General features: G+C 69.8%; 24 protein-coding genes. 9 read left to right on the top strand and 15 right to left on the bottom strand.

The features are described from left to right. The first annotated feature begins 19 nt into the window (after positions 1-19). On the top strand, positions 20-724 hold the full coding sequence (locus GZH52_RS13005; protein ID WP_163316916.1) for a hypothetical protein: 705 nt from the start codon (positions 20-22) through the stop codon (positions 722-724). Here the strand turns inward: GZH52_RS13005 and GZH52_RS13010 are convergent. From GZH52_RS13010 to sbcD, 6 genes are all read right to left on the bottom strand, one after another. Next, positions 721-1,113 (bottom strand): hypothetical protein, encoded by a 393-nt coding sequence (locus tag GZH52_RS13010; protein ID WP_163316918.1) that lies wholly within the window; start codon positions 1,111-1,113, stop codon positions 721-723. The two genes, GZH52_RS13005 and GZH52_RS13010, sit on opposite strands and share 4 nt — an antisense overlap. Beyond that, positions 1,110-2,588, bottom strand: coding sequence for a hypothetical protein (locus GZH52_RS13015; RefSeq protein ID WP_163316920.1), 1,479 nt, complete (start codon positions 2,586-2,588; stop codon positions 1,110-1,112). The genes GZH52_RS13010 and GZH52_RS13015 overlap by 4 nt, the downstream gene beginning before the upstream one ends. Then, on the bottom strand, positions 2,588-4,042 hold the full coding sequence (locus GZH52_RS13020; RefSeq protein WP_163316922.1) for a hypothetical protein: 1,455 nt from the start codon (positions 4,040-4,042) through the stop codon (positions 2,588-2,590). The genes GZH52_RS13015 and GZH52_RS13020 overlap by 1 nt, the downstream gene beginning before the upstream one ends. A 63-nt stretch (positions 4,043-4,105) precedes the next feature. Further along, entirely contained in the window at positions 4,106-4,456 is a 351-nt protein-coding gene (locus GZH52_RS13025) for a hypothetical protein (protein WP_163316923.1), read from the bottom strand. Next, positions 4,453-7,833: an AAA family ATPase gene (locus tag GZH52_RS13030; RefSeq protein ID WP_163316925.1), complete on the bottom strand. Its 3,381-nt coding sequence runs from the start codon at positions 7,831-7,833 to the stop codon at positions 4,453-4,455. The genes GZH52_RS13025 and GZH52_RS13030 overlap by 4 nt, the downstream gene beginning before the upstream one ends. Continuing rightward, positions 7,830-9,050, bottom strand: a complete 1,221-nt coding sequence (sbcD, locus tag GZH52_RS13035; RefSeq protein ID WP_163316927.1) for an exonuclease subunit SbcD — start codon at positions 9,048-9,050, stop codon at positions 7,830-7,832. Before sbcD ends, GZH52_RS13030 begins: the two co-directional genes overlap by 4 nt. Before the next feature lie 149 nt (positions 9,051-9,199). Between sbcD and GZH52_RS13040 the strand changes: the two genes are divergently transcribed. Genes GZH52_RS13040 through GZH52_RS13050 form a run of 3 tightly spaced genes read left to right on the top strand, consistent with a single transcriptional unit; the run spans position 9,200 to position 10,643 of the window. Beyond that, a complete protein-coding gene (locus GZH52_RS13040; RefSeq protein WP_163316929.1) occupies positions 9,200-9,709 on the top strand; it encodes an Mpo1 family 2-hydroxy fatty acid dioxygenase in 510 nt (169 codons plus the stop codon). Then, positions 9,706-10,347, top strand: coding sequence for a phosphoribosyltransferase (locus GZH52_RS13045; RefSeq protein ID WP_163316931.1), 642 nt, complete (start codon positions 9,706-9,708; stop codon positions 10,345-10,347). Before GZH52_RS13040 ends, GZH52_RS13045 begins: the two co-directional genes overlap by 4 nt. 11 nt (positions 10,348-10,358) lie before the next feature. Next, on the top strand, positions 10,359-10,643 hold the full coding sequence (locus GZH52_RS13050) for a hypothetical protein (protein ID WP_163316933.1): 285 nt from the start codon (positions 10,359-10,361) through the stop codon (positions 10,641-10,643). Here the strand turns inward: GZH52_RS13050 and GZH52_RS13055 are convergent, their stop codons facing one another. After that, on the bottom strand, positions 10,644-12,008 hold the full coding sequence (locus GZH52_RS13055) for an MBL fold metallo-hydrolase RNA specificity domain-containing protein (RefSeq protein ID WP_163316935.1): 1,365 nt from the start codon (positions 12,006-12,008) through the stop codon (positions 10,644-10,646). An 11-nt stretch (positions 12,009-12,019) separates the two neighbouring features. After that, positions 12,020-13,018, bottom strand: a complete 999-nt coding sequence (locus GZH52_RS13060) for a zinc-dependent alcohol dehydrogenase family protein (RefSeq protein ID WP_203525754.1) — start codon at positions 13,016-13,018, stop codon at positions 12,020-12,022. A gap of 117 nt (positions 13,019-13,135) precedes the next feature. Between GZH52_RS13060 and GZH52_RS13065 the strand changes: the two genes are divergently transcribed. From GZH52_RS13065 to GZH52_RS13075, 3 genes are all read left to right on the top strand, one after another. Beyond that, positions 13,136-14,158 (top strand): NAD(P)H-dependent amine dehydrogenase family protein, encoded by a 1,023-nt coding sequence (locus GZH52_RS13065; protein ID WP_163316937.1) that lies wholly within the window; start codon positions 13,136-13,138, stop codon positions 14,156-14,158. A 60-nt stretch (positions 14,159-14,218) separates the two neighbouring features. Next, entirely contained in the window at positions 14,219-14,914 is a 696-nt protein-coding gene (gene aqpZ, locus GZH52_RS13070; protein ID WP_163316939.1) for an aquaporin Z, read from the top strand. A gap of 165 nt (positions 14,915-15,079) precedes the next feature. Further along, complete coding sequence (locus GZH52_RS13075) at positions 15,080-15,385, top strand: cupin domain-containing protein (protein WP_163316941.1); 306 nt, start codon at positions 15,080-15,082, stop codon at positions 15,383-15,385. Here the strand turns inward: GZH52_RS13075 and GZH52_RS13080 are convergent. Next, complete coding sequence (locus tag GZH52_RS13080; RefSeq protein WP_163316942.1) at positions 15,354-16,385, bottom strand: DNA-binding protein; 1,032 nt, start codon at positions 16,383-16,385, stop codon at positions 15,354-15,356. The two genes, GZH52_RS13075 and GZH52_RS13080, sit on opposite strands and share 32 nt — an antisense overlap. A 147-nt stretch (positions 16,386-16,532) precedes the next feature. Here GZH52_RS13080 and moaA point away from each other — a divergent pair, with 147 nt between their 5' ends. Beyond that, positions 16,533-17,507, top strand: a complete 975-nt coding sequence (gene moaA / locus GZH52_RS13085) for a GTP 3',8-cyclase MoaA (protein WP_163316944.1) — start codon at positions 16,533-16,535, stop codon at positions 17,505-17,507. A 64-nt stretch (positions 17,508-17,571) separates the two neighbouring features. On the opposite strand, the gene GZH52_RS13090 is transcribed toward moaA, so the two are convergent. Next, positions 17,572-17,775 carry a cold-shock protein gene (locus tag GZH52_RS13090; protein WP_136550912.1) on the bottom strand — a complete coding sequence of 68 codons (204 nt, stop codon included), beginning with the start codon at positions 17,773-17,775 and terminating at the stop codon, positions 17,572-17,574. Positions 17,776-18,077: 302 nt separating this feature from the next. Here GZH52_RS13090 and GZH52_RS13095 point away from each other — a divergent pair, with 302 nt between their 5' ends. Next, a complete protein-coding gene (locus GZH52_RS13095) occupies positions 18,078-18,767 on the top strand; it encodes a DUF3313 domain-containing protein (RefSeq protein ID WP_203525755.1) in 690 nt (229 codons plus the stop codon). A 23-nt stretch (positions 18,768-18,790) separates the two neighbouring features. Here the strand turns inward: GZH52_RS13095 and GZH52_RS13100 are convergent, their stop codons facing one another. From GZH52_RS13100 to thiC, 5 genes are read right to left on the bottom strand one after another with little or no spacing between them, the layout of a single operon-like run. Further along, positions 18,791-19,756 (bottom strand): thiamine phosphate synthase, encoded by a 966-nt coding sequence (locus GZH52_RS13100; RefSeq protein WP_163316948.1) that lies wholly within the window; start codon positions 19,754-19,756, stop codon positions 18,791-18,793. Positions 19,757-19,759: 3 nt separating this feature from the next. Continuing rightward, positions 19,760-20,554 (bottom strand): thiazole synthase, encoded by a 795-nt coding sequence (locus GZH52_RS13105; protein ID WP_163316950.1) that lies wholly within the window; start codon positions 20,552-20,554, stop codon positions 19,760-19,762. 1 nt (position 20,555) lies between these two features. Next, positions 20,556-20,759: a sulfur carrier protein ThiS gene (thiS, locus tag GZH52_RS13110; protein ID WP_163316952.1), complete on the bottom strand. Its 204-nt coding sequence runs from the start codon at positions 20,757-20,759 to the stop codon at positions 20,556-20,558. A gap of 10 nt (positions 20,760-20,769) precedes the next feature. Further along, positions 20,770-21,816, bottom strand: coding sequence for an FAD-dependent oxidoreductase (locus tag GZH52_RS13115; RefSeq protein ID WP_163316953.1), 1,047 nt, complete (start codon positions 21,814-21,816; stop codon positions 20,770-20,772). Positions 21,817-21,818: 2 nt separating this feature from the next. Beyond that, a complete protein-coding gene (thiC, locus tag GZH52_RS13120) occupies positions 21,819-23,684 on the bottom strand; it encodes a phosphomethylpyrimidine synthase ThiC (protein ID WP_163316955.1) in 1,866 nt (621 codons plus the stop codon). Positions 23,685-23,734 lie beyond the last annotated feature (50 nt).

Genomic DNA, 23,734 nt, shown 5'->3' on the forward strand with positions numbered 1-23,734 from the left:
ATGGCGGTAAAATTCCGGCATGAAAAAACCGACCCTTCTGCTCATGGTGCTGGCGCTAGCCGGCTGCGCGAGCACCTCTCCCGACACCACCCCGCTTGTGCCCGGCCCCGACTGGCAGGTGGTGCGTGGCCAGTGGCATGCCGTGGACGAACACGGCGTGAACGGCAACTGCCTGACGCCCGGGCAGCGGCAGCCGAACAGCAGTTGCGGCGGCGACAAGATGGCGGTACTGCGCTCGCGCGTGCCCTTGCCGGCCAACTACCGCGTCGAGACCGAAGTCGTCGTCCACCAGGGCGTGCTCGCCGAGCTGATGCTGTCCTGGCACGAGGCGCGCTTCACCCGCTTCGTGCTGTACGGCATAGACCGGCGCGCGTACGCGGGGGTCGGCTACCTGCGCCTGCCGGATATCGACCGCGGGGTGCCCTCGCACGTGCAGTCGGCGTTCGAGCTGTATACCGGCCGCCGCTACCGCCTTGCCGTCAACGTGTGCAACAAACAGATGACCGCGTGGGTCGACGGCCAGCCGCTGCTGCGCCACAGCGACCCCAAGCTTGCCGGCGGCGTGCTGGGGCTGCGCGCCAACGGCAGCGTCAACTTCTACAAGGTGCGGGTCAAGCCGCTGGACGACTTCGACTGCCCGCGCGACTTTAGCGGCGGCGACTTCATGCGCGACGCCGAAGGCATGCTGCCACCCGAACCCGCGCCGCTGTGCTTTAGCTGCTAGTCGCCAAGCCGCTCTACCGGCCACAGCCGCTCTTCGGCCCAAAATGCCCAGCCGGCGCCTGCCGTGCCGGGCAGGCCGGTCCAGTCGAACGCCCGGCGCACGGCAAACAGGCCGTAGCCCTCGACCATGAGCGCGCAGCGCGGCAGCAGGCCCAGCTCGGAGCGGTCGCGGTTGGCCAGCGTGCCGGCTCGCTGCACCACCCACTGCCCGTCGGGCAGGGCGACCTCGACACGGTAGGCTAGTTGCCCATCCTGCCGGGTTTCCGCCACGCGCATGGGCTGCGCGCGCTCGCCCGGCCACAGGATCTCGAAGCGGCCGGCAAGACCCGGGCAGTCGGTGGCAGACGCCACACCGTGCGCCAGCAGCAAGGCCAAGGCGGTGCGCCTCATCGTGCGTCGTCCTTGAAGCCGGTGCGGTACACGCAGTAACCGGCTTCGCCGCCGAGCGCGACGGTCTTGCCGCCGTCCCCCACCTGCAAGGCAAGCGCGCTGTAATGGCCGTCGGCCAGCGGGCACGCGGCAAGCGCGCCGCGTTCGCCGTCTTGCAGATTGATCCAGCTGACGTGGCGGTTTTCAAAGCCCTCACCGTCCGGCCACAGGTAGTAGCGCCCGGAGGGCGTGAACGCGCCCAGCAGGTGCAGGCCGGAAGGCAGGTCGAACTTGTTGCCGGCACGGCGCAAGCGCACCTTGCCTTCCTCACCCGCCATCTGCAGCGCGCGCCCGTCGGCGGACGCGCGTACGGCAAACACCTGACCAAAAGCGGGCCCGCCCAGCGTTTCGGCGGCGATGGTCTCGTCGCCGTGCGCAAGCGTGATCCGCCACGCCTCGTCCTGCCACACCTTCCACGCGGCAAGCGCCCCCTCGCGGGCGAACAGCACCGGCCGCGCGTCGGCGACAAGCTCGCGCGCGTCTTCCCCTATCCGCCACTGCGCGACGCCGCTGGCCACCGTTTCGGTGGTGTCGGATGCCAAGCCTGCGAGCGCGAGCAACTGGCCGCGGAAGGCGGCAAAGCGCGCGGGGTCGTCCATTTCGGATTCATCGAGGTACAAGGCGCGCGCGCTGTGCCGGTAGCCGGTGCCCGCCTGCCACCACCAGCCGCGGTAGCTGCCGATGGCGTCGGGGTTGCCGCTCTTTTGGCGCACGAAATAGTAGCCGACCGCGCTCTTTGCATCGTGGCTGACCGCGAGCGCGTCGCCCCAATCGCCCTCAGATGGCCCCTGCAGGCTGCGCATCAGGCCTTGCCGCGCGAGGGTGTTCGCGTCCGGGGGCCGGCTGCTGGCAAACACCCGCCTGCCGTCGGCCGACACCGCGTACGGCAGCCACAAGGGCGCGGGCAGCAGGCGGTAGCCCTGGCCTGCCTGCCACACGAAGCCCTGCGGTACGGCGTCCGCCTTGGCCAGCAGCCAGCCGGCCACGGTGTTGCCGTCGGCGCTGGCGTCGATCACGCCGCTGAACGCCGCGGCGCCACGCGGCAGCAGCTGCTCGCGCTTGCCGTCCAGCCCGATGCGCCAGGCGTCAAGCGAACCGCCTTCGCCCGCGCCGAGCAAGGCGTAGCGGCCGTCGCCGCTTAACAGGGCGCGCTGCACGTAGGCAAAACCCTTGATGGGGGTGACGCGGCCAGCCGTTTCGAACACCGGAGCGCCACCGTGCAAGGGCTCGGTGCGGTAGCCCTCTTCGCCCAGCAGTTCGGGCAGCACCTTAAGGCGCTCGACCAGAGCGTCCGGCAACGGCGCCGTCTTGGACAGCACGAGCCGCGTGCCGCCGTCGGCCGATTGGGTGACGAGGCGCAGACCGGCTTGCTCGACCGGCGCGGCCGTGGCCGCGCACGAGGCGGCGAACAGCAGCGAAAGCAAGGCGCGGCGCATCAGAAGCCTCCGAACACGCAGTAGCCGTCCGGCTGGCTGGCGGCCAGCGTGCCGCCGTCGGCCGACAGGAACACGAGGCCGGCGCTGGCCCCGCCGAAGCGGCACTCGCGCGCGTCGACGCGGTCGCCCTGCCAGCGCAGCGCCGGGCGCACGCCGGCGGGGTCGTGCAGGTAGATGCCGGCGACGGTACGCGCGTCGGCCGAAAAGGCCGCCGGCTGGGCGAATGCCGCCGTGCGGCTGGCGGGCGCGGCCTTGCCGTTGTCGAGCATGGCGCTGGCGCCGGCCTCGTCGCGCAGCCAGATGCGGCGCCCGTCGCTGCTGACCGCGCGCACTTCAAGCGCGCCTTGCGCGCCGGGGAAGGCAAGCGGCTGCCCAGCGGCGCCGGGCATTTGCAGCAAGGCGCCGTCGGCCGTGCGCACGATGAACACCTGCCCGTCGCGCGACATCCCCGCCAGCGTCGCCTGATCCTGCAACACCTCCGCCTTGCCGTCCGCCCAGCGCCACGCCTGCCGGCGCAGCGCGCCGATGCGGTCCGCGTCGGTCAGGCCGTAGTTCGCCAGCACCGCGCGCTCGACGTCGGCCTGCGGCGGCGCGCCGCGCGCCACGTCGAATACCGGCGGCGTGGGGGTGTCGATAAAGCCCGCGTCGCGGTCCCACAGGAAGCCCTGCCACAGTTTCTTGTCGGCCCGTTTGACGAAGCCTGCCAGCCGGCGGCCGTCGTCGCTGGCGCCGACCAACGCCCAGTCGGCGATCGCCGCGTTGCCGCCCAGCGGGTCTTCGGCGGCAAACTGCCCGATCAAGGATGCCTGGCGCAGCTGGCCGGGCGAGCCGATATACGCGGTGCCGGCGAGCACGCGGCCGTCGGCGCTGATGGCCCGCGGCAACGACAGCGGCACCGGCAGCACGGTCAGCCCCGCACCTTCTCGCCAGACAAAGCCCTTGGGCAGCGAGTGCGTGTCTTTCAGCAGCCAGCCGGCCACCACGCGGCCGTCGTCACTGACGCCGCTGACGCCCGAGTAGCGCGCCTGAGCGTCCGGCACCAACTGGGTCGGCGCCTCGCCGACACGCACGCGCAGCGCCTTGAGCGCGCCGCCGTGCCCGGCAGACACCGCGAGTACCCGGCCATCGGCCGACAGGCGCGCGGTCAGCGGGGCGAAATAGCTGTCGTCGGGCAGACCAAGCGGCGTTTCCTGACCAGCGTGGCGGATGGCGAGGCCACGGGCGGGCGTCAGAATTGCGTGCAGCTCTTCCGGCAGCCGTTCACCCAGCAAGGCGCTCAGGTCGGCACCTGCGTCGTCCAGACGTTGCCCGGGCGCACGCAAGAGCAGGCTCGTGCCGTCCGCGGAAATCGCGTCCAGCGTGCGACCCGCCACCCTTTCGGCCGGAGAGGGCGCGGCGAACACCGGCAAGGGGGTCAGGGCAAGGCTTAACGCGAGGGCTACGGCTTTTTTCATGACATATACGGGAAGTACGAAGAGAGCGGGATTTTACTCGCATAACGCACCGCCGGCGACGCGTCAGCCAAAACGGCGGCGCAAGGCCGGCAGCGCCCACGCGAGCACGCCGGCGCCAGCGAGGGCAAACAATAACGGCGCCGGCGGCGCCACCGTACACAGGGCGTCGGCCTCCCGTTGCGGCCAGCTCGCGCCATATATAACCGCCGCACCCAGCGTCAGCGCAACCGCGCGGCACAGCCAGCGCGCCGAGAGGGCGCCGAGTGCGACGGCCATCAGGTACGCCGCCAGCCACAGGGCGAGCGTGAAGAGCGCGGCGAGACTGCCCATGCCGCCGCAATCGCCCGGCGCGACCAGCAGCACAGCCAGCGCGCCGTGCACCAGCGCAACCAGCATGAACAGCGCAGCCTTCACGGCGCGGGCACCGTACGCACCCGCGAGTGGCCGACGCCGGCGCCCTTCTCGACGCGCACCTGCACCGGGATGCGCGCCTTCATCGCGTCCACATGGCTGATCACGCCGATCAGCCGGCCATCAAAGCCCAGCGCGTCGAGCGCGTCGAGCGCGACGTCGAGCGTTTCGGCGTCCAGCGTGCCGAAGCCCTCGTCGAGGAACAGCGTGTCGATCGGACGCTGGTGGCTGACTAGGTCGGATAGCGCGAGCGCCAGCGCGAGGCTGACCAGGAAGCTCTCGCCGCCGGACAGGGTGCGGGTGTCGCGGCTGACGTCGCCCTGCCAGGTGTCGACGATCGCCATCTCCAGCTCGGTGCCTGCCTTACGTGCGAGCCGGTAGCGCGGGTGCAAGCGCGCAAGCTGGCGGTTGGCGAGCATCACCAGTTGCTCGAGCGTCAGCCCCTGCGCAAAACGGCGGAACTTGTCGCCGCGCGCCGAGCCGATCAGCGCGTCGAGCTTCTGCCAGTGTTCAAGGTCGGCGCGCAGCGCGGCCAGCCTCGCCTGCGTGCCGCCCAGCGCCTCACGCGCACGCGCATCGTCGGCGAGGCGCGCGTCGGCTTCGCCGATCTGGCGCGCCACCGTCTCCAGCTCGGCGGCGGTTTCGGCTTTCTGTGCCTGCAAGTCGGCCGCGCGCTCGCCGCTCGCCACGGCCGCCTCGCACGCGACAAACTGTTCGTGCGCGAGCGAGAGCGCCTCGCGCGCGTCCTTGAGCGCCTGTGCCCGGGCGGCGAGGCCGGCGGCGAGTTGTTGCCGCTCGGTTGCGTTCAGCCGGGCGGCGGCGAACGCCGCCTCGTCGCCAAAAACGCTGCCGGACAGCGCCGCGCACCAGGCGTCTTCCGCCACCGTGGCTGCTTGCTCGGCGCTTTGCACGCGTCGCGTCGCATCGGCCGCCGCCGCACGCGCGCCCGAGAGCGCCGCATGCGCAGCGTCGAAGGCGCGCTCCAACGCGTCGGTGCCCCCTTGGACCTCAACGCGCGGCAGGGCTTCGCCCCAATCCGCCACGCGCGCGCGCCAGCGCGCGGCCGACTGTTGCAGCGCCTCGGCCCGCGCCCCGTGCGTGGCAAGCGCAGCGGCAAGCGTTTGCAACTGCCCCGCGCGCGTCTGGAAGGCTTGCCACGCCGCCTCGCGCGCGGCAAGCCACGCGGCGCTGTCCGCGGGCGGTTCGCTACCCAGCGCGGCCGCAAGCAGCTCGCCGGTGGCGGCCAGTTGCCGGGCAGCCTCGGCGACGCGCGCCTCTTGCGCGGCGCATAGCGCGTGCTGCGCGGCGTGCTTCTCGTCGGCGAGGGCCTGTGCCGTGCGGCAGTTCGCCAGCGCGTCTTTCGCACCGGCCAGTTTCTCGCGCAGCGCGGCAAGCGCCGCCTCGGCCGCCTCGCGTGCGGCGAGCTGCCGCTCCGTGTCGGCCAGTGCCCGTGCCGCCGCCTCGCGGGCGGCCGGCAAGCCATCCGTTCCCAGCGAACCGGCGCCCTGCTGCCACGCATGCGCAAACGCCTCGCCTTCGGCCAGCAATGCTGCGAGCTTGTCCTGCGCCGCGGCCTGCTCGCCCTCGGCGCGCGCCAAATCCGCCGCCGCCTGCCGCCCGGCCGCCAGGATCGCCTCGAGTTCGGCACTGGCGCGCGCGTGCCTCGCCTGCGCGGAATCGGCGTCGGGCGGCGGCGCGCCGTCCAGCAGCGGATGTTCGAGCGCGCCGCACAGCGGACAAGGCGCCCCGGCGGCCAGCCCCTCGCGGTAGGCGCTCAGCTCGCCCATCCGGCGCGCGAGCTTCGCGAGCTCCTCCAGCGTGTCCACCTGCGCCTTTTGCAAGCGGTAGCGTTCGCGCTGATGCCGGTAGTCCGCCTCGCAACGCTGCTGCTTGGCAGCCGCCGCGGCGACGGCCGCATGTGCCGCGGCGACGGCATCGGCGTTGCGCTGCTGTGCCTCGGCCAGCCCCTGCAGGGTGGCGAGACGTGCCGCCTCTTCGTGCGCGGCGCGCCAGCGCGCCTGCAACGCCGGCAGTGCGTCGCCTGACAGGGCGCCCGCGTGTTTCTCCTCCAGCGCGCTCGCTTGCCCGGCGAGGGCCGCGAGCGTGGTCTCGGCGCCTTCCACGCCCTGCCGCGCCGCGTCCTGCGCCTGCGCATGGCGTGCCAGCGCCTGCCGTGCAGCCGCGAGCGTCGTCTCTTCGCTGGCCAGCGCCTGCTGCTCGCGCGCCTGCCGTGCAAATAGCGCGCGCCATTCGGGTAGCGCCTCTCCAAGTTGCGCGTCGCCTTCATGCGCGCGCTGCGTGGCGGCCAGTTCCGCTTGCCCTCTGGCAAGCCGCGCGCCCTCGGCGGCATGGCCTGCCAACGCGGCCTCGGCCTCGGCTGCAGCAGCGGCGAGCGCCTCGCCGGCGCGTGCGTGCGCCCTCTTCTCGCCCTCTGCCGCCTGCACGCTGGCTTGCCGCGCGGCATCCAGCGCCGCGCGAGCGCCCTCGCGCGCCTGCCACGGTGCCGTCAGTCCCTCGGCTGCGTCCGCGCCGGCGAGGCGCGCCCGGTCGGTTTCATCGGTCAGGCACGCCGCCTCGGCGACGGCCAGCCTGTGCGCGGCGGCGCCGCGCGCGGCTTCGGCCCGGCCCAGCGCGTCGACACGGGCCAGCCGCGCCTCGAGCGACGCCAGCGACTCGCGGCCTTGTTGCTGGCGCACGACAAGCGTGTCGCGGCTGGCCGTGAGCGCGGCAAGCGCATCGTCGTCCAGCACGCGGATGCCGGCACACGCGGCTTCAAGCGCCGCACATGCCTCGCGCGCGGCCCGGGTGCGCTCGAACACCCGCTCGGAGATGCGGCCGTAGATCTCGCTGCCGGTCAGCTCTTCGAGCAGGGCCGCGCGCTCATTGGCGTCGGCGTTGAGGAAGGCCGCGAAGCCGCCTTGCGCGAGCAGCACCGACTTGGTGAAACGGCCGAAGTCGAGGCCGGTTAGCACCTCGGTCTGCCGCAACTTGTCGTGGATCTGGTTGGCGAGGATGGTGCCGTCGGCACGCGCCAGCTCGACGCGCGGCGCCTGCAGCGCGCCGTCGGCCTTGTCGCGCGCGCGGCGCTGGCTCCAGAACGCGCGGTAGCGCTGGCCGCCGACCTCGAACTCGACCTCGGCCAGGCACTCGGCGGTGTGGCGGGTCATCAGCTCGTTGCTGCCCTGCGACAGCGTGTCCAGCCGCGGGGTCTTGTGGTAGAGCGCGAGGCAGATCGCGTCGAGCAGCGTGCTCTTGCCGGCGCCGGTCGCGCCGGTGATCGCGAACAGGCCTGCGCCGGCGATCGGCGCCTGGTCAAAGTCGATGCGCCACTCGCCGGCGAGCGCGTTGAGGTTCTTCAGCCTGAGCGAGCAGATCTTCATTGCGCATCCTCCGCGGCGAGCATGTGCACCACCTCGTCAAAACGCGACAAGAGCGCTTGGCGCGCCGCCTCGTCGATCTCCTCGCCGGCCAGGCGGCGCGCGAACACCTCGGCCGGCGTGAGTTCGGACAAGGTTTCGCGCGCCGTGCGCTCGAGCGTGACACACGCCTGGCCGCGCGCGCGGCGCACCCTCAACACGTCCAGCGGCAGCTCGCCGACCATGCCGGCGACGCGCCCGAGCAGGTCGTTCAGGTAGTCGTCCGACACCACCTCGACGTCGACCCACGCCCGCGTGTTTTCTTCCAGCTCGCGCGCAAGGGCGCTGAGCCTCGCCGGCAGTACCGCAAGCGAGCCGCTGGCGGTCAACAGGCGCTGGAAGCAAGGCACCGCCAGCGGCGTCACCCGCGCGGGTTCGCCCGGCAGCAAGTCGACCAGCAGCACCTCCTTGTCCTGCGCGGCCTCGTCAAAGCTCAGGGCCAGGGGCGAGCCGCTGTAGCGGATATGCTCGGCGCCGCCGACCTTCTGCGCGCGGTGGATGTGACCCAAGGCGATGTAGTCGGCCGGCGGGAAATTGGCGGTCGGAAACGCCGCCAGCGAGCCGACGTAGATTTCGCGCACCGATTCGCTGCTGCTCGCGCCGACCGTGGTCAGGTGGCCGCTGGCGACGATGGGCAAACCGCCGCTCTCCCCTGCAAGCTTCTTGGCAAACGCCCACAGCCGCCCGTAGTGGTCGGTCAGCGCCTCGGCGAGTGCGCGCGCCTTGTCCTCGCCGCTTTGCCCGGCCTCGCTCCTGGCAAGTTCGCGCGCGCGCAGGAACGGCACCGCGCACAGCACGGCGCCGGGTTCGCCGGTACGGGTCGCCAGCAGCAGCGCCTGCGCCTCGATGTTCTCTGCCGCCGCCTCGATAACCGTCGCGCCCAACTGGCCGAACAGCCGCTTGTTCTCGGCGAGCACCGCGGGCGAGTCGTGGTTGCCGGCGAGCAGCACCAGCCGGACCTGATGGCGCGCGAGCGCGACGACCAGGTCGTTCAGCGCCTCGCGCGCGTAGCTCGGCGGCGAGCCGGTGTCGAAGATGTCGCCGGCAACAAGCACCGCGTCGACCTGGTGGGTATTGACGGCGTCGACCAGCCAGCTAATGAACGCAGCGTGTTCGGCCTGGCGGTTCTTGCCCATGAAGTGCTGGCCCAGATGCCAGTCGGAGGTATGCAGGAGGCGCATAAAGGCTCTACTAAAGGTACGGTGCCAAGTGTACCGCGCCCCTTCCCCTTGCTGCAGCGCAAGCTTGCCGCAATGACAAAAACATGGCGATCATCACTGGCCGGCGCGCCTGCCCGCGCCGGCCATACTAAGACCACGAGGAGCGCACCATGAAGACCGTCACCGAACAGCTGTCCACCTACGCCGCCTACCATCGCGACCGGCGCAATATCGTCAGCCACTTTTTCGGCATCCCGCTGATCGTCGTCGCCGTCGCGACCTTGCTTGGCCGCACCAAGATCTTGCCCGGCGTCACCCCGGCGACGCTGTTGGCCGCCGCGTGCGTCGGGTACTACTTCATGCTCGAGCGCACGCTGGCGCTGGCGATGGTCGTGTTCATGGGGGCCGCATTGTGGCTCGGCCAGTGGCTGGCTTCGGGCAGCCAGGCCGTGTGGCTTGCCAGCGGCGTTGGCCTGTTCGTGACCGGTTGGGCGATCCAGTTCGTCGGCCACTTCTGGGAGGGGCGCAAGCCCGCCTTCGTCGACGACCTGATGCAGTTGGCGATCGGCCCGCTCTTCATCGTCGCCGAGTGGCTGTTCGCGCTCGGGCTGTTGCCGGCGCTTGCGGCCGAAATCGAACGGCGCGCCGGGCCGGTGCGCGGCGCGGGGAAACACGCATGATCTTCGAAGACCGCGTCGACGCTGCCCGCCGCCTGGCGCCCAAGCTGGCTGCACTGAAGCTAGCCAACCCCTTGTGGCTGGCGATCCCGCGCGGCGCGCTGCCGCTGGCGGTGGAGCTGGCGGCCCGGCTCGGCGGTGAAGTCGACGTCGTGCTGGTGCGCAAGCTTGCCGCGCCCGGCAACCCGGAATTCGCCGTCGGCGCGCTCGCCGAGGACGGTCAGTGCATCGTGCTGCCGTGGGCGCGGCAGGCCGGCGCGGACGAAACATGGATTAGCGCCGAGCGCACGCGCGAGGCGGCGAAGATCCGCGCGCGGCGCGCCTTGCTGACGCCGGGCCGCGCGGCCTGCTCGGCCGCCGGTCGCGACGTGGTGGTCATCGACGACGGCATGGCGACCGGCGCGACCATGCAGTTGGCGCTGATGTGCGTGCGCGCGCAAACCCCCGCGCGGCTCATCTGCGCGGCGCCGGTCGCCTCGCCGGACGCGCTCGCTCGGGTGCGCGCGCTCGCCGACAGCGTAGTCTGCCTGTCGGCACCGGCCGATTTTTCCGCGGTCGGCCATCATTACCGCGATTTCGCGCAGGTCGGCGACGAGGACGCAGCTTCCTTGCTGCGCCGCGCGCGCGGCGAACACACCTGAAGGAGAGCGCCATGAGCACCATCGTTATCCACGGCCACAACTTCGTCAAAGCGCTGCTCGACAGCCAGTCGCACGGGCCGCAACTGATCGAATCGGTCAACGCCTACCTCGCCTACCTGAGCGAACAGGCCGAGATCGCCGGCCTCACCGTCGAGGTCGACAACAGCGACGGCGGCGAGGGCGCATGGCATGTCGAGGCCGGCGCAGACGCCGCCGAAGCCGCGCGCGCCGACGCGTTCATGCGCGAGCGCGTCGCGGGCTTCTGGCGCTGGCAGCAGCAAGCCGGCCGCACCTGATCAGCCGTCGGCGAGCAGGTGCTGCTCGCGGTGCTCGGGCACGCACACGTCCCAGCCTAAGCGGTGCTCGATGCGCCGCCTGAGCGCGTCGGCTGCCTCGGCTTCGCCGTGCAGCACGAAGGTGCGGATCGGCGGCGCCTCGAAGCCTTCCAGCCACTGCAAGATCTCGTCGGCGTCCGCGTGCGCGGACAGGTGCTCGAGCGAGACCACCTCGGCGTTGATCAACACGTCCTGCCCGTGGATGCGCACACTGGGGGCGCCGCCCACGATCAGCGCGCCGCGCGTGCCGCCGGCCTGAAAGCCCGCGAACAGGAGAGTGTTGCGCTTGTGCGGGCCGAAGGCCTTGATGTGGTGCACCACGCGCCCGCCGGTCGCCATGCCGCTGCCGGCAATGATGATCGCCGGATGGTCGATGCGGTTGAGCGCCTTCGATTCCTCCACCGTGCGGACCCAGTGCACGCCCTGGCACATGGCGGCGACCTCGTCCTGCCCGAGCTTCAGGTCCTTGTGGAATTCGTAAAAGAGCTTGGTCACCTCGGTCGCCATCGGGCTGTTCAGGTAGATCGGCACCTCGGGCAGGCGTCTGGCCTGCTTGAGCCGCCACAACAGCAAGAGCAGGGTCTGCGCACGCTCGACGGCAAAGGCGGGGATCACCACCACGCCGCCGCGCCTCACGGTACGCCGTACCACCTCTTCCAGCAGCCCCTCGGTGTCCTCGGCCGGGTGGCGCCTGTCGCCGTAGGTCGATTCGACAAACAGGTAGTCGCAACGCGCGACGCGCTCGGGGCGGTACAGCATGGGGTCGTGCGGCCGGCCCAGGTCGCCCGAGAACAGCAGGGTCTTGTCGCCCACCTTGAGCTCGGCCATAGCCGCACCGAGGATATGGCCGGCTTGCTTGAGCGTCAGCGTGATGCCCGGCGCGATCTGCCGCGGCGTGTGCAGCGGCAGCGGCGCGAAGCGGTGGCTGACCCGTGCCGCGTCCTGTTCGGTGTACAGCGGTTTGGCCGGCTGGTGGCGCGAATAGCCGCGCCGGTTCGCGTACTCTGCCTCTTCTTCCTGCAGCCGGCCGCTGTCGGCGAGCAGGATGGCGGCAAGTTCGGCCGACGCCGGCGTGGTGTGGATCTCGCCGCAAAAGCCGTCGCGCACCAGCGCCGGCAGGTAACCCGAGTGGTCGAGGTGGGCGTGGGTGAGTACCACCGCGTCGATCTCGGCGGGCGGCACCTCGAAAGGCTGCCAGTTGCGCAGGCGCAGCTGCTTGAAGCCCTGGAACAGCCCGCAGTCGACCAGCACCCGCCGTCCGTCGTATTCGACCAGCGTCTTGCTGCCGGTCACCGTACCGGCCGCACCGAGAAAACTGACACGCATCTTGCTCTCCTTCACGTTAAGCCCGGCACCAGCACCGCCGCGCCTTGCAAGCGCCCGTGCCGCAAGTCGTCCAGCGCCCGGTTGGCATCCGCCAGCGGGTAGGCGCGCACATGCACCTGCAAGGGCAGCGTGCTTGCCGCCGCCAGAAAGTCCAGCGCGTCCTGCCGGGTCAGGTTCGCCACCGATTCGACGCGCCGCTCGCCCCACAGCAGCGCGTAGGGGAAGGACGGGATGTCGCTCATATGGATGCCGGCACACACCACCGCCCCGCCGCGGCGCACGCTCGAAAGCGCCAGCGGCACCAGCTCGCCGGCCGGCGCGAAGATCAATACCGCGTCGAGCAGGCACGGCGGCTTGGCGTCTCCCGCCCATACCGCACCCAGTTCGCGTGCAAATGCCTGCGCGGCGGTGTCGCCCGGCCGGGTCAGCGCGTACACCTCGCGCCCTTGCCCGACGCACACCTGGCAGATCAGGTGCGCGGCCGCGCCGAAGCCGAACAGGCCGATTTTGCGGGCATGCCCAGCCTTGTTGAGCGCGCGCTGTCCGATCAGCCCGGCGCACATCAGTGGCGCGCTGTGCACGTCGTCGAGCAGCGCGGGCAAGGCGAAGGCGTAGCGCGCGTCGGCGAGCATGTAGTCAGCGTAACCGCCGGGCAGCGTGTAGCCGTGAAAGCGCGCTGTCGCGCAAAGGTTCTCCCGCCCTTCCCGGCAATCCGCGCAGAGCCCGCAGCTATACCCCAGCCAGGGCACGCCGATGCGCGCGCCGACCGCCAGCGCCGTCACGCCAACGCCCCTGCGCTCGACGGTGCCGACCACCTCGTGCCCCGGCGTGACCGGGTAGGCAATGCCCGGCAACTCGCCGTCGAGCACGTGCAGGTCGGTACGGCAGACGCCACACGCGACAACCTTCACCAGCAACTGTCCGGGTCCGGGGGACGGCACCGGCAGGTGCCGCATCCGCAGGGCTTGCCCCGGTCCGTCGCATACCATCGCCCGCATCCGCGCTTGCATGCTCCCACCTCCTTCAGGCTATGCCTTCACCGGCAGCGCCTTGTTGCGCCATGTCAAATGTATGCCCGCGCCGGCGCTTTACGATAGTCCATGATGGCAACCGAGAAGGAGCAAGTCATGGAACAGATCCGCGTCATCCAGTACGGCTGCGGCAAGATGGGCCGCATCATGTTGCGTTACCTGCACGAGAAAGGCTGCCGCATCGTCGGCGCGATCGACGCCGACCCGGCGCTTGTCGGGCGCGACGCCGGCGAGGTGGCTGGCCTCGGCCAGCGGCTGGGCGTGCAGGTGACGGCGGACGCCAAGGCGGTGTTCGCCGGCTGCGACGCACATGTCGCGCTGATCGCGACGCGCAGCCTGATCGGCGAACTTGAAGACGCGTACGCGCTTGCCGCGCGGCACGGGGTGTGCGCGCTGTCGACCTGCGAGGAGGCGTTCTACCCGTGGACGACGGCAGCGGCGCTGACCAACCGGCTCGACCGCCTGGCCAAGCAGCACGGGGTGACGCTGTCGGCGTCGGGCTACCAGGACGTGTTCTGGGGCAAGCTGGTGTCGGCACTGGCCGGCGCGACGCACCGCATCGAACGCATCGAGGGGCTGTCCAGCTACAACGTCGAGGATTACGGCATCGCACTGGCCGAGGCACATGGCGCCGGCTTGTCGGCAGATGAATTCAAGCGGCGGATCACCGACGCGGAAGCACTGCCTTCGTATATGTGGAACAGCGCCGAGTGGCTGGCTGCGGAGCTTAACTTCAGCGTGCGGTCGGTGTGCCAGGTACTCGAGCCCATCCTCGCGCCGCACGATGTTAAGAGCGCGACGCTCGGCCGTACCATCCCATCCGGCCACGCGCTGGGGATGCGCGCGGTGGTCACGCTTGCGACTTACCAGGGGGTGGTGATCGAGGCGCAATGCGTCGGTAAGGTCTACCTGCCGGGCGAAGTCGACCGCAACGACTGGACCGTGCGCGGTGAGCCGACCACCACCTTGCAGATCGCCGCGCCGGACACCGTCGCGCTGACCTGTGCGACGCTGGTCAACCGCATCCCGCAGCTGCTTGCCGCGCCGCCGGGCTTCGTCACCTGCGACCGGCTGGCCGCGCCGCGTTACCAGCCCTACCCGCTGGGCCTGCCCGACTGAGGTCTGGCGCACCAGCCGCACTTGCTATAACGACCGCGTACCTATCCCAAGGAGAGCAAGATGAAAGCGTACGCGGCCGAGCTGATCGGCACTTTCTGGCTGGTGTTGGGCGGCTGCGGCAGCGTGGTGCTCGCCGCGGCCTTCCCGCATCTTGGCATCGGTTTTGCCGGCGTCGCGCTGGCATTCGGGCTGACCGTGCTGACCGCCTGCTACGCGGTCGGTCATATCTCGGGTGGCCACCTGAACCCGGCGGTCACCATCGGGCTGTGGGCGGGCGGCCGCTTCGAGGGCCGCCATGTGCTGCCCTACATCATCGCGCAGGTCTCAGGCGGCCTGATTGCCGGCGGCGTGCTCTACCTGATCGCCAGCGGCAAGGCGGGCTTCTCGACCGCCGGCGGCTTCGCGAGCAACGGCTACGGCGCGCATTCGCCCGGCGGCTACGACCTCGCGTCGGCGGCGCTGATCGAGACCGTGATGACGATGATGTTCCTGTTCGTGATCATGGGCGCGACCTCGAAGAAGGCGCCGGCCGGCTTCGCACCGATCGCGATCGGCCTGTGCCTGACCCTGATCCACCTGGTCACCATTCCCGTCACGAATACCTCGGTCAACCCGGCGCGCAGTACCGGTGTCGCCCTGTACACCGGCGGCTGGGCGATCGAACAGCTGTGGCTGTTCTGGCTCGCGCCGATTGTCGGCGGCGTGATCGGCGGCCTGCTTTACCGTTGGCTGAATGATGAACGGCCACTCGCCTGATCGATTAGTCTAAAAAAAACCCGTATCAGGCGGCGACATTCTCTTTCAAAACATCCACTTCCGTGGAACCGGCTGGTTGCAACGCGGGTCAGTCTGGCTTTACGTTGCAACCGTCTCTTTTGCCAATGAAGCAAAAGCCGCGAAATGCATAGAGAGAGAACACGAATGACCGAGATGATCTGCCACACCCCGGCCTGTTGCTGTCAGGATGCCCCGCACAAGCCCTTGCGGCTCGCGCAAAGCGAGATGCGCCTGTGCCGGGTCGAACCGGGCGAACACGCTTACGAGGCGCACCCCGCGACGGAATTCATCGTCTGCCTGCAAGGCGCGCTACTGCTGGAAGACGCCGACGGCGGCCGCGTGCAGGCGGACCCGGGCGAGGTGATCGAGATTCCCGCCGGCGTACGCCACCGCTTCGCGCCGCCGTGCGACGCGGCGATCATGCGCCTGACGCCGCAACAGGCGGTGTAAGCAAGCCTTGCTGCGCAGCCTCGACCAGGCCGGCGAGCACCCCGACGGGCACCCCGGCAACTTCCTCTTGGGCAGCCGCCAGCGCCGTCATACTGGCGGGTAGTTGCTGCCAGGCTACCTGTAGCGCGGCCAGCGCCAGGCGTGCGGTTTCGGCCTCGCTGCGCGCTTCACCGCCGGCTTGCTGCGCGGCGAGCAACTGGCCGTCCAGCCGGCCGATCTCGCGCTCGCGCTCGGCCAGCCGTTCGCGCCACTCATCGGACAGGCGGCTGTGCTCGCGGCGGATGAGGCGCAGTGCGTCTTCGGCCGCCGACTTTTCTTCCTGCATGCGCCGCCGCTCGTCCTCGACCTGCTCGTAGAGGCGGATGCGCAAGCCCTCCAGCCGTTCGTAGGCGAGCGCCTCGCGCCGCTCGGCCGTCTCGCGCGCGTGGGCAAGCTCCGCCTTGGCCTGCGTATCGCGCTCGGCGAGTCTCGCCTGCGCGTCGGCCTGCGCGTCCGCGAGGCGCCGCGTCGCCGCGTCGCGCTCGGCGCCGAGCGCCGCCAGCTGGGTGCGCAAGGTGGCGAGCTCGTCGGACAGCAGCACGGCCTGTGTCTTTGCCTGCGCGAGCTCCTGATGGGTCGCGGCAAGGTCCAGCCGCAAGGCCGCGACACGCTGCGCTTCCGCAGCCTTCTCCGCCTCCAGCGCCGTGCACGCCGCGGCAAGCGTGTCACGCTCGGCGAACGCCTCGCGCCGCGCTTCGGCCAGTGCGTCCTCTGCGTGCTGGCACGCCTGCTGCCATACCGCGTCGAACGCCGCGCCCAGTGCTGCCGGCCACTCGGGACGGCGGTTTGCCGCCGCGGCGCGCGCAAGGAAATCCTTGCGCCAGGCTTTCAGCGTATTGTTGATCGTCGTGTTCGAACCGGTGCCCAGCCGCTCCCGCACTTCGACCACCGTCGGCCACACCCCTTCTGCCAGCAGTTCCTGCGCGGCGGCGCGGATTTTCGCGTAAATATCGTCGGCCATGATTATTCCTTACGTATTACGTGAATTTTATCACGCATCGACCGGCGCAGCACAATTGCTGGCACGCTCCGTGCATTGAACCGGCAAGCCACCGCCCATCTGGTTTACAATGACGGCACGATTCAACCAAGCCAAGAGCCTTTCGTCATGCTGAGCGACCGCTTCGGGCGCACCATCGACTACCTGCGCGTCTCGGTCACCGACCGCTGCGATTTGCGCTGCACCTACTGCCTACCCAAGGGCTTCAAGGGCTTCGAGGAGCCGGCCAACTGGCTGACCTTCGACGAGATCGAGCGCGTGATCGCCGCGTTCGCACGCCTGGGCGTGCGCCGCTACCGGCTGACCGGCGGCGAGCCGCTACTGCGCAAGAACCTGCCCGCCCTCGCCCGCAAGCTGACCGCCCTGTCTGGCGTCGAAGATTTGTCGCTGACCACCAACGCGACACAACTGGCAAGCCAGGCCGCGGCACTTGCCGCGGCGGGCGTGCGCCGCATCAACGTCAGCCTCGATTCGCTCAGGCGCGATCGCGTGCACGCAATCAGCGGCAGCGACTGCCTGGACAAGGTGCTATCCGGACTGAAAGCCGCCTCGGGCGCTGGCTTTGCATCGGTCAAGGTCAATATGGTGCCGATGGAAGGCGTGAACGACGACGAGATCGAAGCGATGGTCGCGTTCTGTATCGAGCACGGCTTCATCCTGCGCCTGATCGAGGCGATGCCGATGGGGCAGACCGGACAAAACACCCGTGGCGTCGACCTGAACGCGCTGTTACCGCGACTGCGCGAGCGCTTCGGCCTCAGCCCCTCCTCGCGGGAACTCGGCGGCGGACCGGCCCGTTACTGGGAGCGCGCCGACGGCCGGTTCACGCTGGGGCTGATCACGCCGATGTCGCAACACTTTTGCCCGACCTGCAACCGGGTGCGATTGTCGGTCGACGGCACGCTCTACATGTGCCTGGGGCAGGAGGCAAGCTACGAGTTGCGCCCGCTGCTGCGCAGCGGCGCCAGCAACACCGAGCTCGAGGCGGCGATCCGCGCGGCGATCGAACTAAAGCCCGAACGCCACGAATTCGTCGAGGCGCCGGGCAAGGTGGTGCGCTTCATGTCGATGACCGGCGGCTGAACAGGCGCAGGCCAAAAACAAAAAGCCCCGCGATGCGGGGCTTTTTTCAGATCAGGGCTGTAAATTACAGCGGCTGGATCTTGGTAGCCTGCGGGCCTTTTTGACCCATACCCGGCTCGTAGGAGACCTTCTGGCCTTCCTGCAGGGACTTGAAGCCCTGGGACTGGATTTCAGAGAAGTGCGCGAACAGGTCGCTGCCGCCTTCGTCCGGGGTGATGAAGCCGAAGCCCTTAGCGTCGTTGAACCACTTAACGGTACCGGTAGCCATGATGAATTCCTTTTGGGATTACTGTGGGTGGGCCTGAGCCCGAAAATGCATGACGATCAAGGAATGAAGCATGGAACAAGGAAGTACCGCTTGGCCTACGATGTCGCAATGATTCTGCTGCTTGAAGATCCTGCGAGGAACGTTATACGCACCTTGAGCAGCATCGTCAATCATCCGCCCTCCGCAATGTGTGGTTTTTGGCTAAAAATCATTTTGGAATATTTTGCCGGCCAGACTTTAATCAAGAGAGATAAACGGCCGCGCACAGCGCCCCTCCCTACACGCCGCATGGAGTCCTCCCGATGGAAATCAGGTCAATCGCCATGGCTGCACTACTGGCCACCACCCTGGCCGGCTGCGCCAGCACCCGCAGCACCAGGATCAGCGAAGGCAGCGCAGTCGCGGACATGCCGCAAGCCGGGTTCCTGACCGACTACTCCCGCCTGCAACCGCAAGACCGGGGCACGCTGCAGTACCTCGACCGCTCCGCCAGCCTCAAGCGTTACAACAAGCTCATGCTCGAACCCGTCGCCGTCATCCTGAGCAGCAACCCGGAATACAGCGATAACACACTGCCGCCCGCCACTCAGACACGCATCGCGGACGGCATCACCGCCGCCATGAAGAAGGAACTTGGACAGGATTTCCAGCTCGTCAACACGCCCGGCGCCGACGTCCTGCGCGTTCGCCTCGCGCTGACCGGCGTACAGGCGGTCGACCCCGCACTAACCCCTGCCGACTTCATTCCCGTCAAGGCAATCTTCAACGCCGGGCGCGCGATGGCAGGCCAGTCGCCGCGCGTGGCGGAACTGAGCGGCGAGGTGGAAGTCCTCGACGCCAACAACCGCCAACTGGGCGCAGCCATTTTCTCGCGCAAGGCAGACACCACCCTCTCCCAAGGCGTCCGCCTCTCATGGAGCGACCTGGAGGCACTCTCCCAAGCGTGGGCAAAACAACTGCACATGCTGCTGCTACGCGGCAAGAACCGCTGAAACCGTTCGCGCGGCCGCGCCTGTCAGATGGCGGGCCGAGGCCATGCCGGAGCACGAAACCCGGGCGTCACGCCTTGCGCCGCCCCCGCCAGGCGCGAGACCCGGCTGGCCAGCTGCGATCTGCCAAGCTGCAAGCCGCGCACCACGCACACGGCAGCCGGCCCGGCGCCCATCGCCCAGCCGACATCCCGCTCATCCAGCAAACCGCCGATGGCGACGATAGGCGCGGGACTTGCCTCAACCCACCACGCCAGGTTGTCCAGCCCCTGCGCCCGCCAAGGCATGTCCTTGGTCGTGGTCGGGTTTACCGGGCCGCACGCGATATAACTGGGTGCACAGCCGGCCGCCCGGGCCAGCTCCCACGGACAATGGCTGGACAAGCCCAGCCTTTGCGTGGCTGCGCGCGCGCGCAAGGCGCGCACCGCAGCTGCAGGCAGTGCAGCCAAGTCCTCCTGCCCCAGGTGCAGGCCGGCCATACCCCCCTCGTCGCCGAGCACCGCCGCGTGATCGTCGTTCACCCACAGCTGGGCGCCATGCTGCAGCGCAAGCGCCGTGGCACGAGCCAGCTCGCCGGATTCGAGCGGCCGCTTCGCGCGCAACTGCACCAAGCGCAAGCCGGCCGACAGCACCTCGTCAAGCGCAGCCAGGTCGGGGACGATGCCGTAAAGCGGCGACGGCGCGTCGAATGGCGCGAAGCGCACGCCCTCGCACGCCCATGGCAGCGCGTCACCCAGCCCCAACCAGGGCAGACAACCACGCACGGCGAGCGAGGCGAGCACCACCGCGTCCGCGTCGCCATGACCGGCCGCCACCGCGCGCTGCCACGCTTCGGTCAGCACCGGCAGCGGCGCGCCGCGGTGGCCGACCAGCACCCCGCCAACCTCGCGGGTGCACAGCCGGTCGACGCCCGCGTGCGCGTCGATTAGCCAGTACGCTTCGCCACGCTCCGCGCACGCGCGGGCCAACACCTCATCCGTCGTGATCTGCATCGCTCACCCCTCCAGCATCGGTTGGCCGAACACCGGCGTGCTGGCCACCGCCATCGCTTGCGGCGCCATCACCCCTGCCCGATAACCCGCGCGCGCGCCGGCGACCACCTGGCCGAACGCACGCGCCATGCCCACCGGGTCGCCCGCGTGCGCGATCGCCGAATTGAGCAGCACGGCGTCAAAACCCAACTCCATCGCCTGCGCCGCGTGCACGGGCGAACCTAGGCCAGCGTCGACCACCAGCACCGCCTGCGGCAGGCGCTCGCGCAACGTGCGTAGCGCCCACGGGTTGAGCAAGCCCTGCCCCGAGCCGATCGGCGCGCCCCACGGCATCAGCACCTGGCAGCCGGCGTCAAACAGACGCTGGCACAGCACCAAATCATCCGTCGCGTACGGGAAGACGGCAAAGCCTTCGGCCACGAGCGTCTCGGCGGCAGCGAGCAATTGCCAGGGGTCGGGTTGCAGCGTGTACTCGTCGCCGGTCACCTCCAGCTTGATCCAGTGCGTGCCGTACAATTCACGCGCCATGCGCGCCAGCGACACCGCCTCGACGGCGGTGCGGCAGCCCGCGGTATTCGGCAGCAGACGCACGCCACGCGCCGTCAACCGCCCGACGAGTCCGGCCAGAAAGCCGTTGTCGCCGCCAGATGCCAGCGTGCGGCGCAAGCCGACCGTCACCACGCCCGCCCCCGACGCGTCGATCGCGTCGGCGAGCACCACGGGCGACGGATAGCCGGCAGTGCCGACCAGCAGGCGGCTCGACAGCCGCTCGCCGTATACCTCGAAAATGTCTTCCATGTCAGCCCCCGACTATCGGCTGGAACAGCGTCACCCGCGCGCCGTCGGCCAGTTGGCAATTCGCGCGCGCGCTGCGCGCGACAAACACCCCGTCAACGGCGGTCGCCACCGTCTCAGGCGCGACGCCCTGCCTGTCGAGCAATGCGTCCAGCGTCAGCACGGCAGGCAGCTCCAGCGGCTGGTCGTCCAGTTCGATCGTGATCATATGGTTTCCTTTAGTGCAGCGCGGCGGCCGCGAGCGCGTCCTCGATCAGCGCCGGCGCGATCAGCCAGCCGTGCCGGAACAACCCGCCGACGCGCAGCAAGCCGTCCGTCAGCTCGACACGCGGCAGGTTGTCCGGCAAGGCCGGGCGCAGATTGGTTTCCATGTGCAGGACGCGCGCCTCGGCCAGCGCAGGGATGGCGCTGACCGCCGCGCCCATCAATTCGAAGGCGGTGCGCACGCTCACCGGCGAGCGGTCGGCACTTTCGATCTCGCTGGCGCCGACCACTACGACATCGCCCGGGCGCGGCACCACATAAACGCGGTGGCGCGCGTGCATCAGCCGCAAGGGCCTGTTCAGCGCCACACCGGGCGCGTACAGCCACAACACCTCACCGCGCACGCCGCGCAGGTTTGCCAACGCCGCGCCGACACCGCGCGCGTCGATAGCCAGATCGCACGCACAGCGCTCGCCGCTCACCGTAAGCACACAACCCGGCCCGACCGACTCCACCCGCTCGCCCCAGCGCCAACTGGCCGGGCAAGCTTCGGCCAGCGCCGGCAGCACCCGCTGCGGGAACACCTGCCCCTCGCCCGCCAGCCGCCAGCCGTTAAGCCCCGGCGCGAGCGAGGGCTCGAGCGCGGCCAGCGCCTGCGTGTTCAGGGCTTCGGGCGCGCCGATATCCGGTGCGAGCGCCAGACGCGCGAGCACCCGCGCCGCCGCGCCGCCATCGCCCGGGTGCGCGAGCAGCAGGGAGTCGTCAAAACGCGCAAAGGCACAGGCCGCTTCGCCTGTCGCCTGCGAGAGCTCCGCGGCGATTTGCCGCCACAGCCCGAGCGAGCGCAAGCCCAGCCGCGCGATCTCTGGCGGCGCGTGCTCAAGCTCGGCCAGCGGGCTTAACATGCCGGCCGCGGTAAAGCCGGCCGCGCCCTTGCCGTCGGCCGCAGGCCCGGCCCCTGGCGCCGGATCGAACACCGTCACCGCATGACCACGGCGCGACAGCGTCCAGGCCAGCAGGCGGCCAACGACGCCGGCACCGGCAATCGCAACTCTGGCCATGCTCAGACTTCCTTGACCGGGATATACAGCTCGCTACCCGCCTCGCGGTAGCGGCGCGACGCCTCGCTCATGCCCGCCGAGAGCGCGTCCGCCTCACCCAGCCCGTGTTCCTCGGCGTAGGCGCGCACCTCCTGCGTGATCTTCATCGAGCAGAACTTGGGGCCGCACATACTGCAAAAGTGCGCGCTCTTGGCCGCCGGCGCCGGCAAGGTCGCGTCGTGGTAGGCGCGCGCGGTGTCCGGGTCGAGCGCCAGCGCGAACTGGTCTTCCCAGCGGAACTCGAAGCGGGCGCGGCTCATCGCATCGTCGTGCGCGCGCGCACCTGGGTGCCCCTTGGCGACGTCGGCCGCGTGCGCGGCGATGCGGTAGGCGATCAGCCCCTGCTTGACGTCGTCGCGGTTGGGCAGGCCCAGATGCTCCTTGGGCGTCACGTAACAGAGCATCGAGGTGCCCATCCAGCCTATCATCGCGGCGCCAATGCCAGATGCGATATGGTCGTAGCCGGGCGACACGTCGATGGTCAAGGGCCCCAGCGTATAGAACGGCGCCTCGTGGCAGAGGCGCAACTGCTCGTCCATATTGGCGCGGATCATGTGCATCGGCACATGGCCCGGCCCCTCGATGATGGTCTGCACGTCGTGCTTCCACGCCACTTGCGTAAGCTCGCCCAGCGTCGCAAGTTCGGCAAACTGCGCCGCGTCGTTGGCGTCGGCGAGCGAGCCCGGGCGCAGGCCGTCGCCCAGCGAGAAGGTCACGTCGTACGCCTTCATGATTTCGCAGATCTCTTCGAAATGCGTGTAGAGGAAGTTTTCCTGGTGGTGCGCGATGCACCACTTGGCGAGGATGGACCCGCCGCGCGAGACGATGCCGGTGCGCCGCTGCGCGGTCAGCGGCACATGCGCCAGGCGCAGCCCGGCGTGGATGGTGAAGTAGTCGACGCCCTGCTCGGCCTGTTCGATCAGCGTGTCGCGGAACAGCGCCCAGCTAAGGTCTTCGGCCACGCCGCCGACCTTCTCCAGCGCCTGGTAGATCGGTACCGTGCCGATCGGCACTGGCGAATTGCGCAGGATCCAGTCGCGCGTGGTGTGGATGTGGCGTCCGGTGGACAGGTCCATCACCGTATCGGCGCCCCAGCGGGTCGACCACACCAGCTTCTCGACCTCTTCCTCGATCGACGAGGTGACCGCCGAATTGCCGATATTGGCGTTGATCTTGACCTTGAACGCGCGGCCGATCGCCATCGGCTCCAGCTCGGGGTGGTTGATGTTGGCCGGGATCACCGCTCGGCCGCGCGCGACCTCGTCGCGCACCATTTCCGGCGAGATCGGCTGTAGCGCGAAGCCCAAGGCGTCGCCCGCCAGCCGCGCCTCGCGCGCGTCGTCACCCAGGTACTCGCGCATCCACTCGCGCCGCCCGTTCTCGCGCAGCGCGACGTATTCCATCTCGTCGGTGACGATGCCGCGCCGTGCGTAGTGCATCTGGGTAACGTTGGCACCGCCCCTGGTGCGCCGCGGCGTACGTTGCAGGCCGGCGGAGAGTTCACGCAGGCGCAGGAAGGCTTCGTCGTCGCGCGCGCCGTCGTCCCCCAGCGTCGCCACGCGCCCGGCGTAAGGCTCGGTGTCGCCGCGCCGATCCAGCCACGCCGCGCGCATGGGCGCCAGGCCCCGGCGCACGTCAGGCGCGCAGGACGGGTCGCTGTAGGGGCCGGAAGTGTCGTACACGGTGACGCGCTCGCCGTTGGAGAGCGCGATCTCGCGAAGCGGTACGCGGATGTCGGGCCGGCTGCCGGCAAGATAAGTCTTGCCCGAAGAGGGAAAAGGCTCGCAGGCAGCGGCGAGCAGGGCGGTAAAGCGGTCGGGTGCGTTCATGGTGGCCTCGGCAGCGTTGGGGTCAACGCTCCGGGGCTTGCGAGTGCGAT

Source organism: Crenobacter caeni, from assembly GCF_010435965.1.
In the GTDB taxonomy this organism is placed as follows: Bacteria; Pseudomonadota; Gammaproteobacteria; order Burkholderiales; family Chromobacteriaceae; genus Craterilacuibacter; species Craterilacuibacter caeni.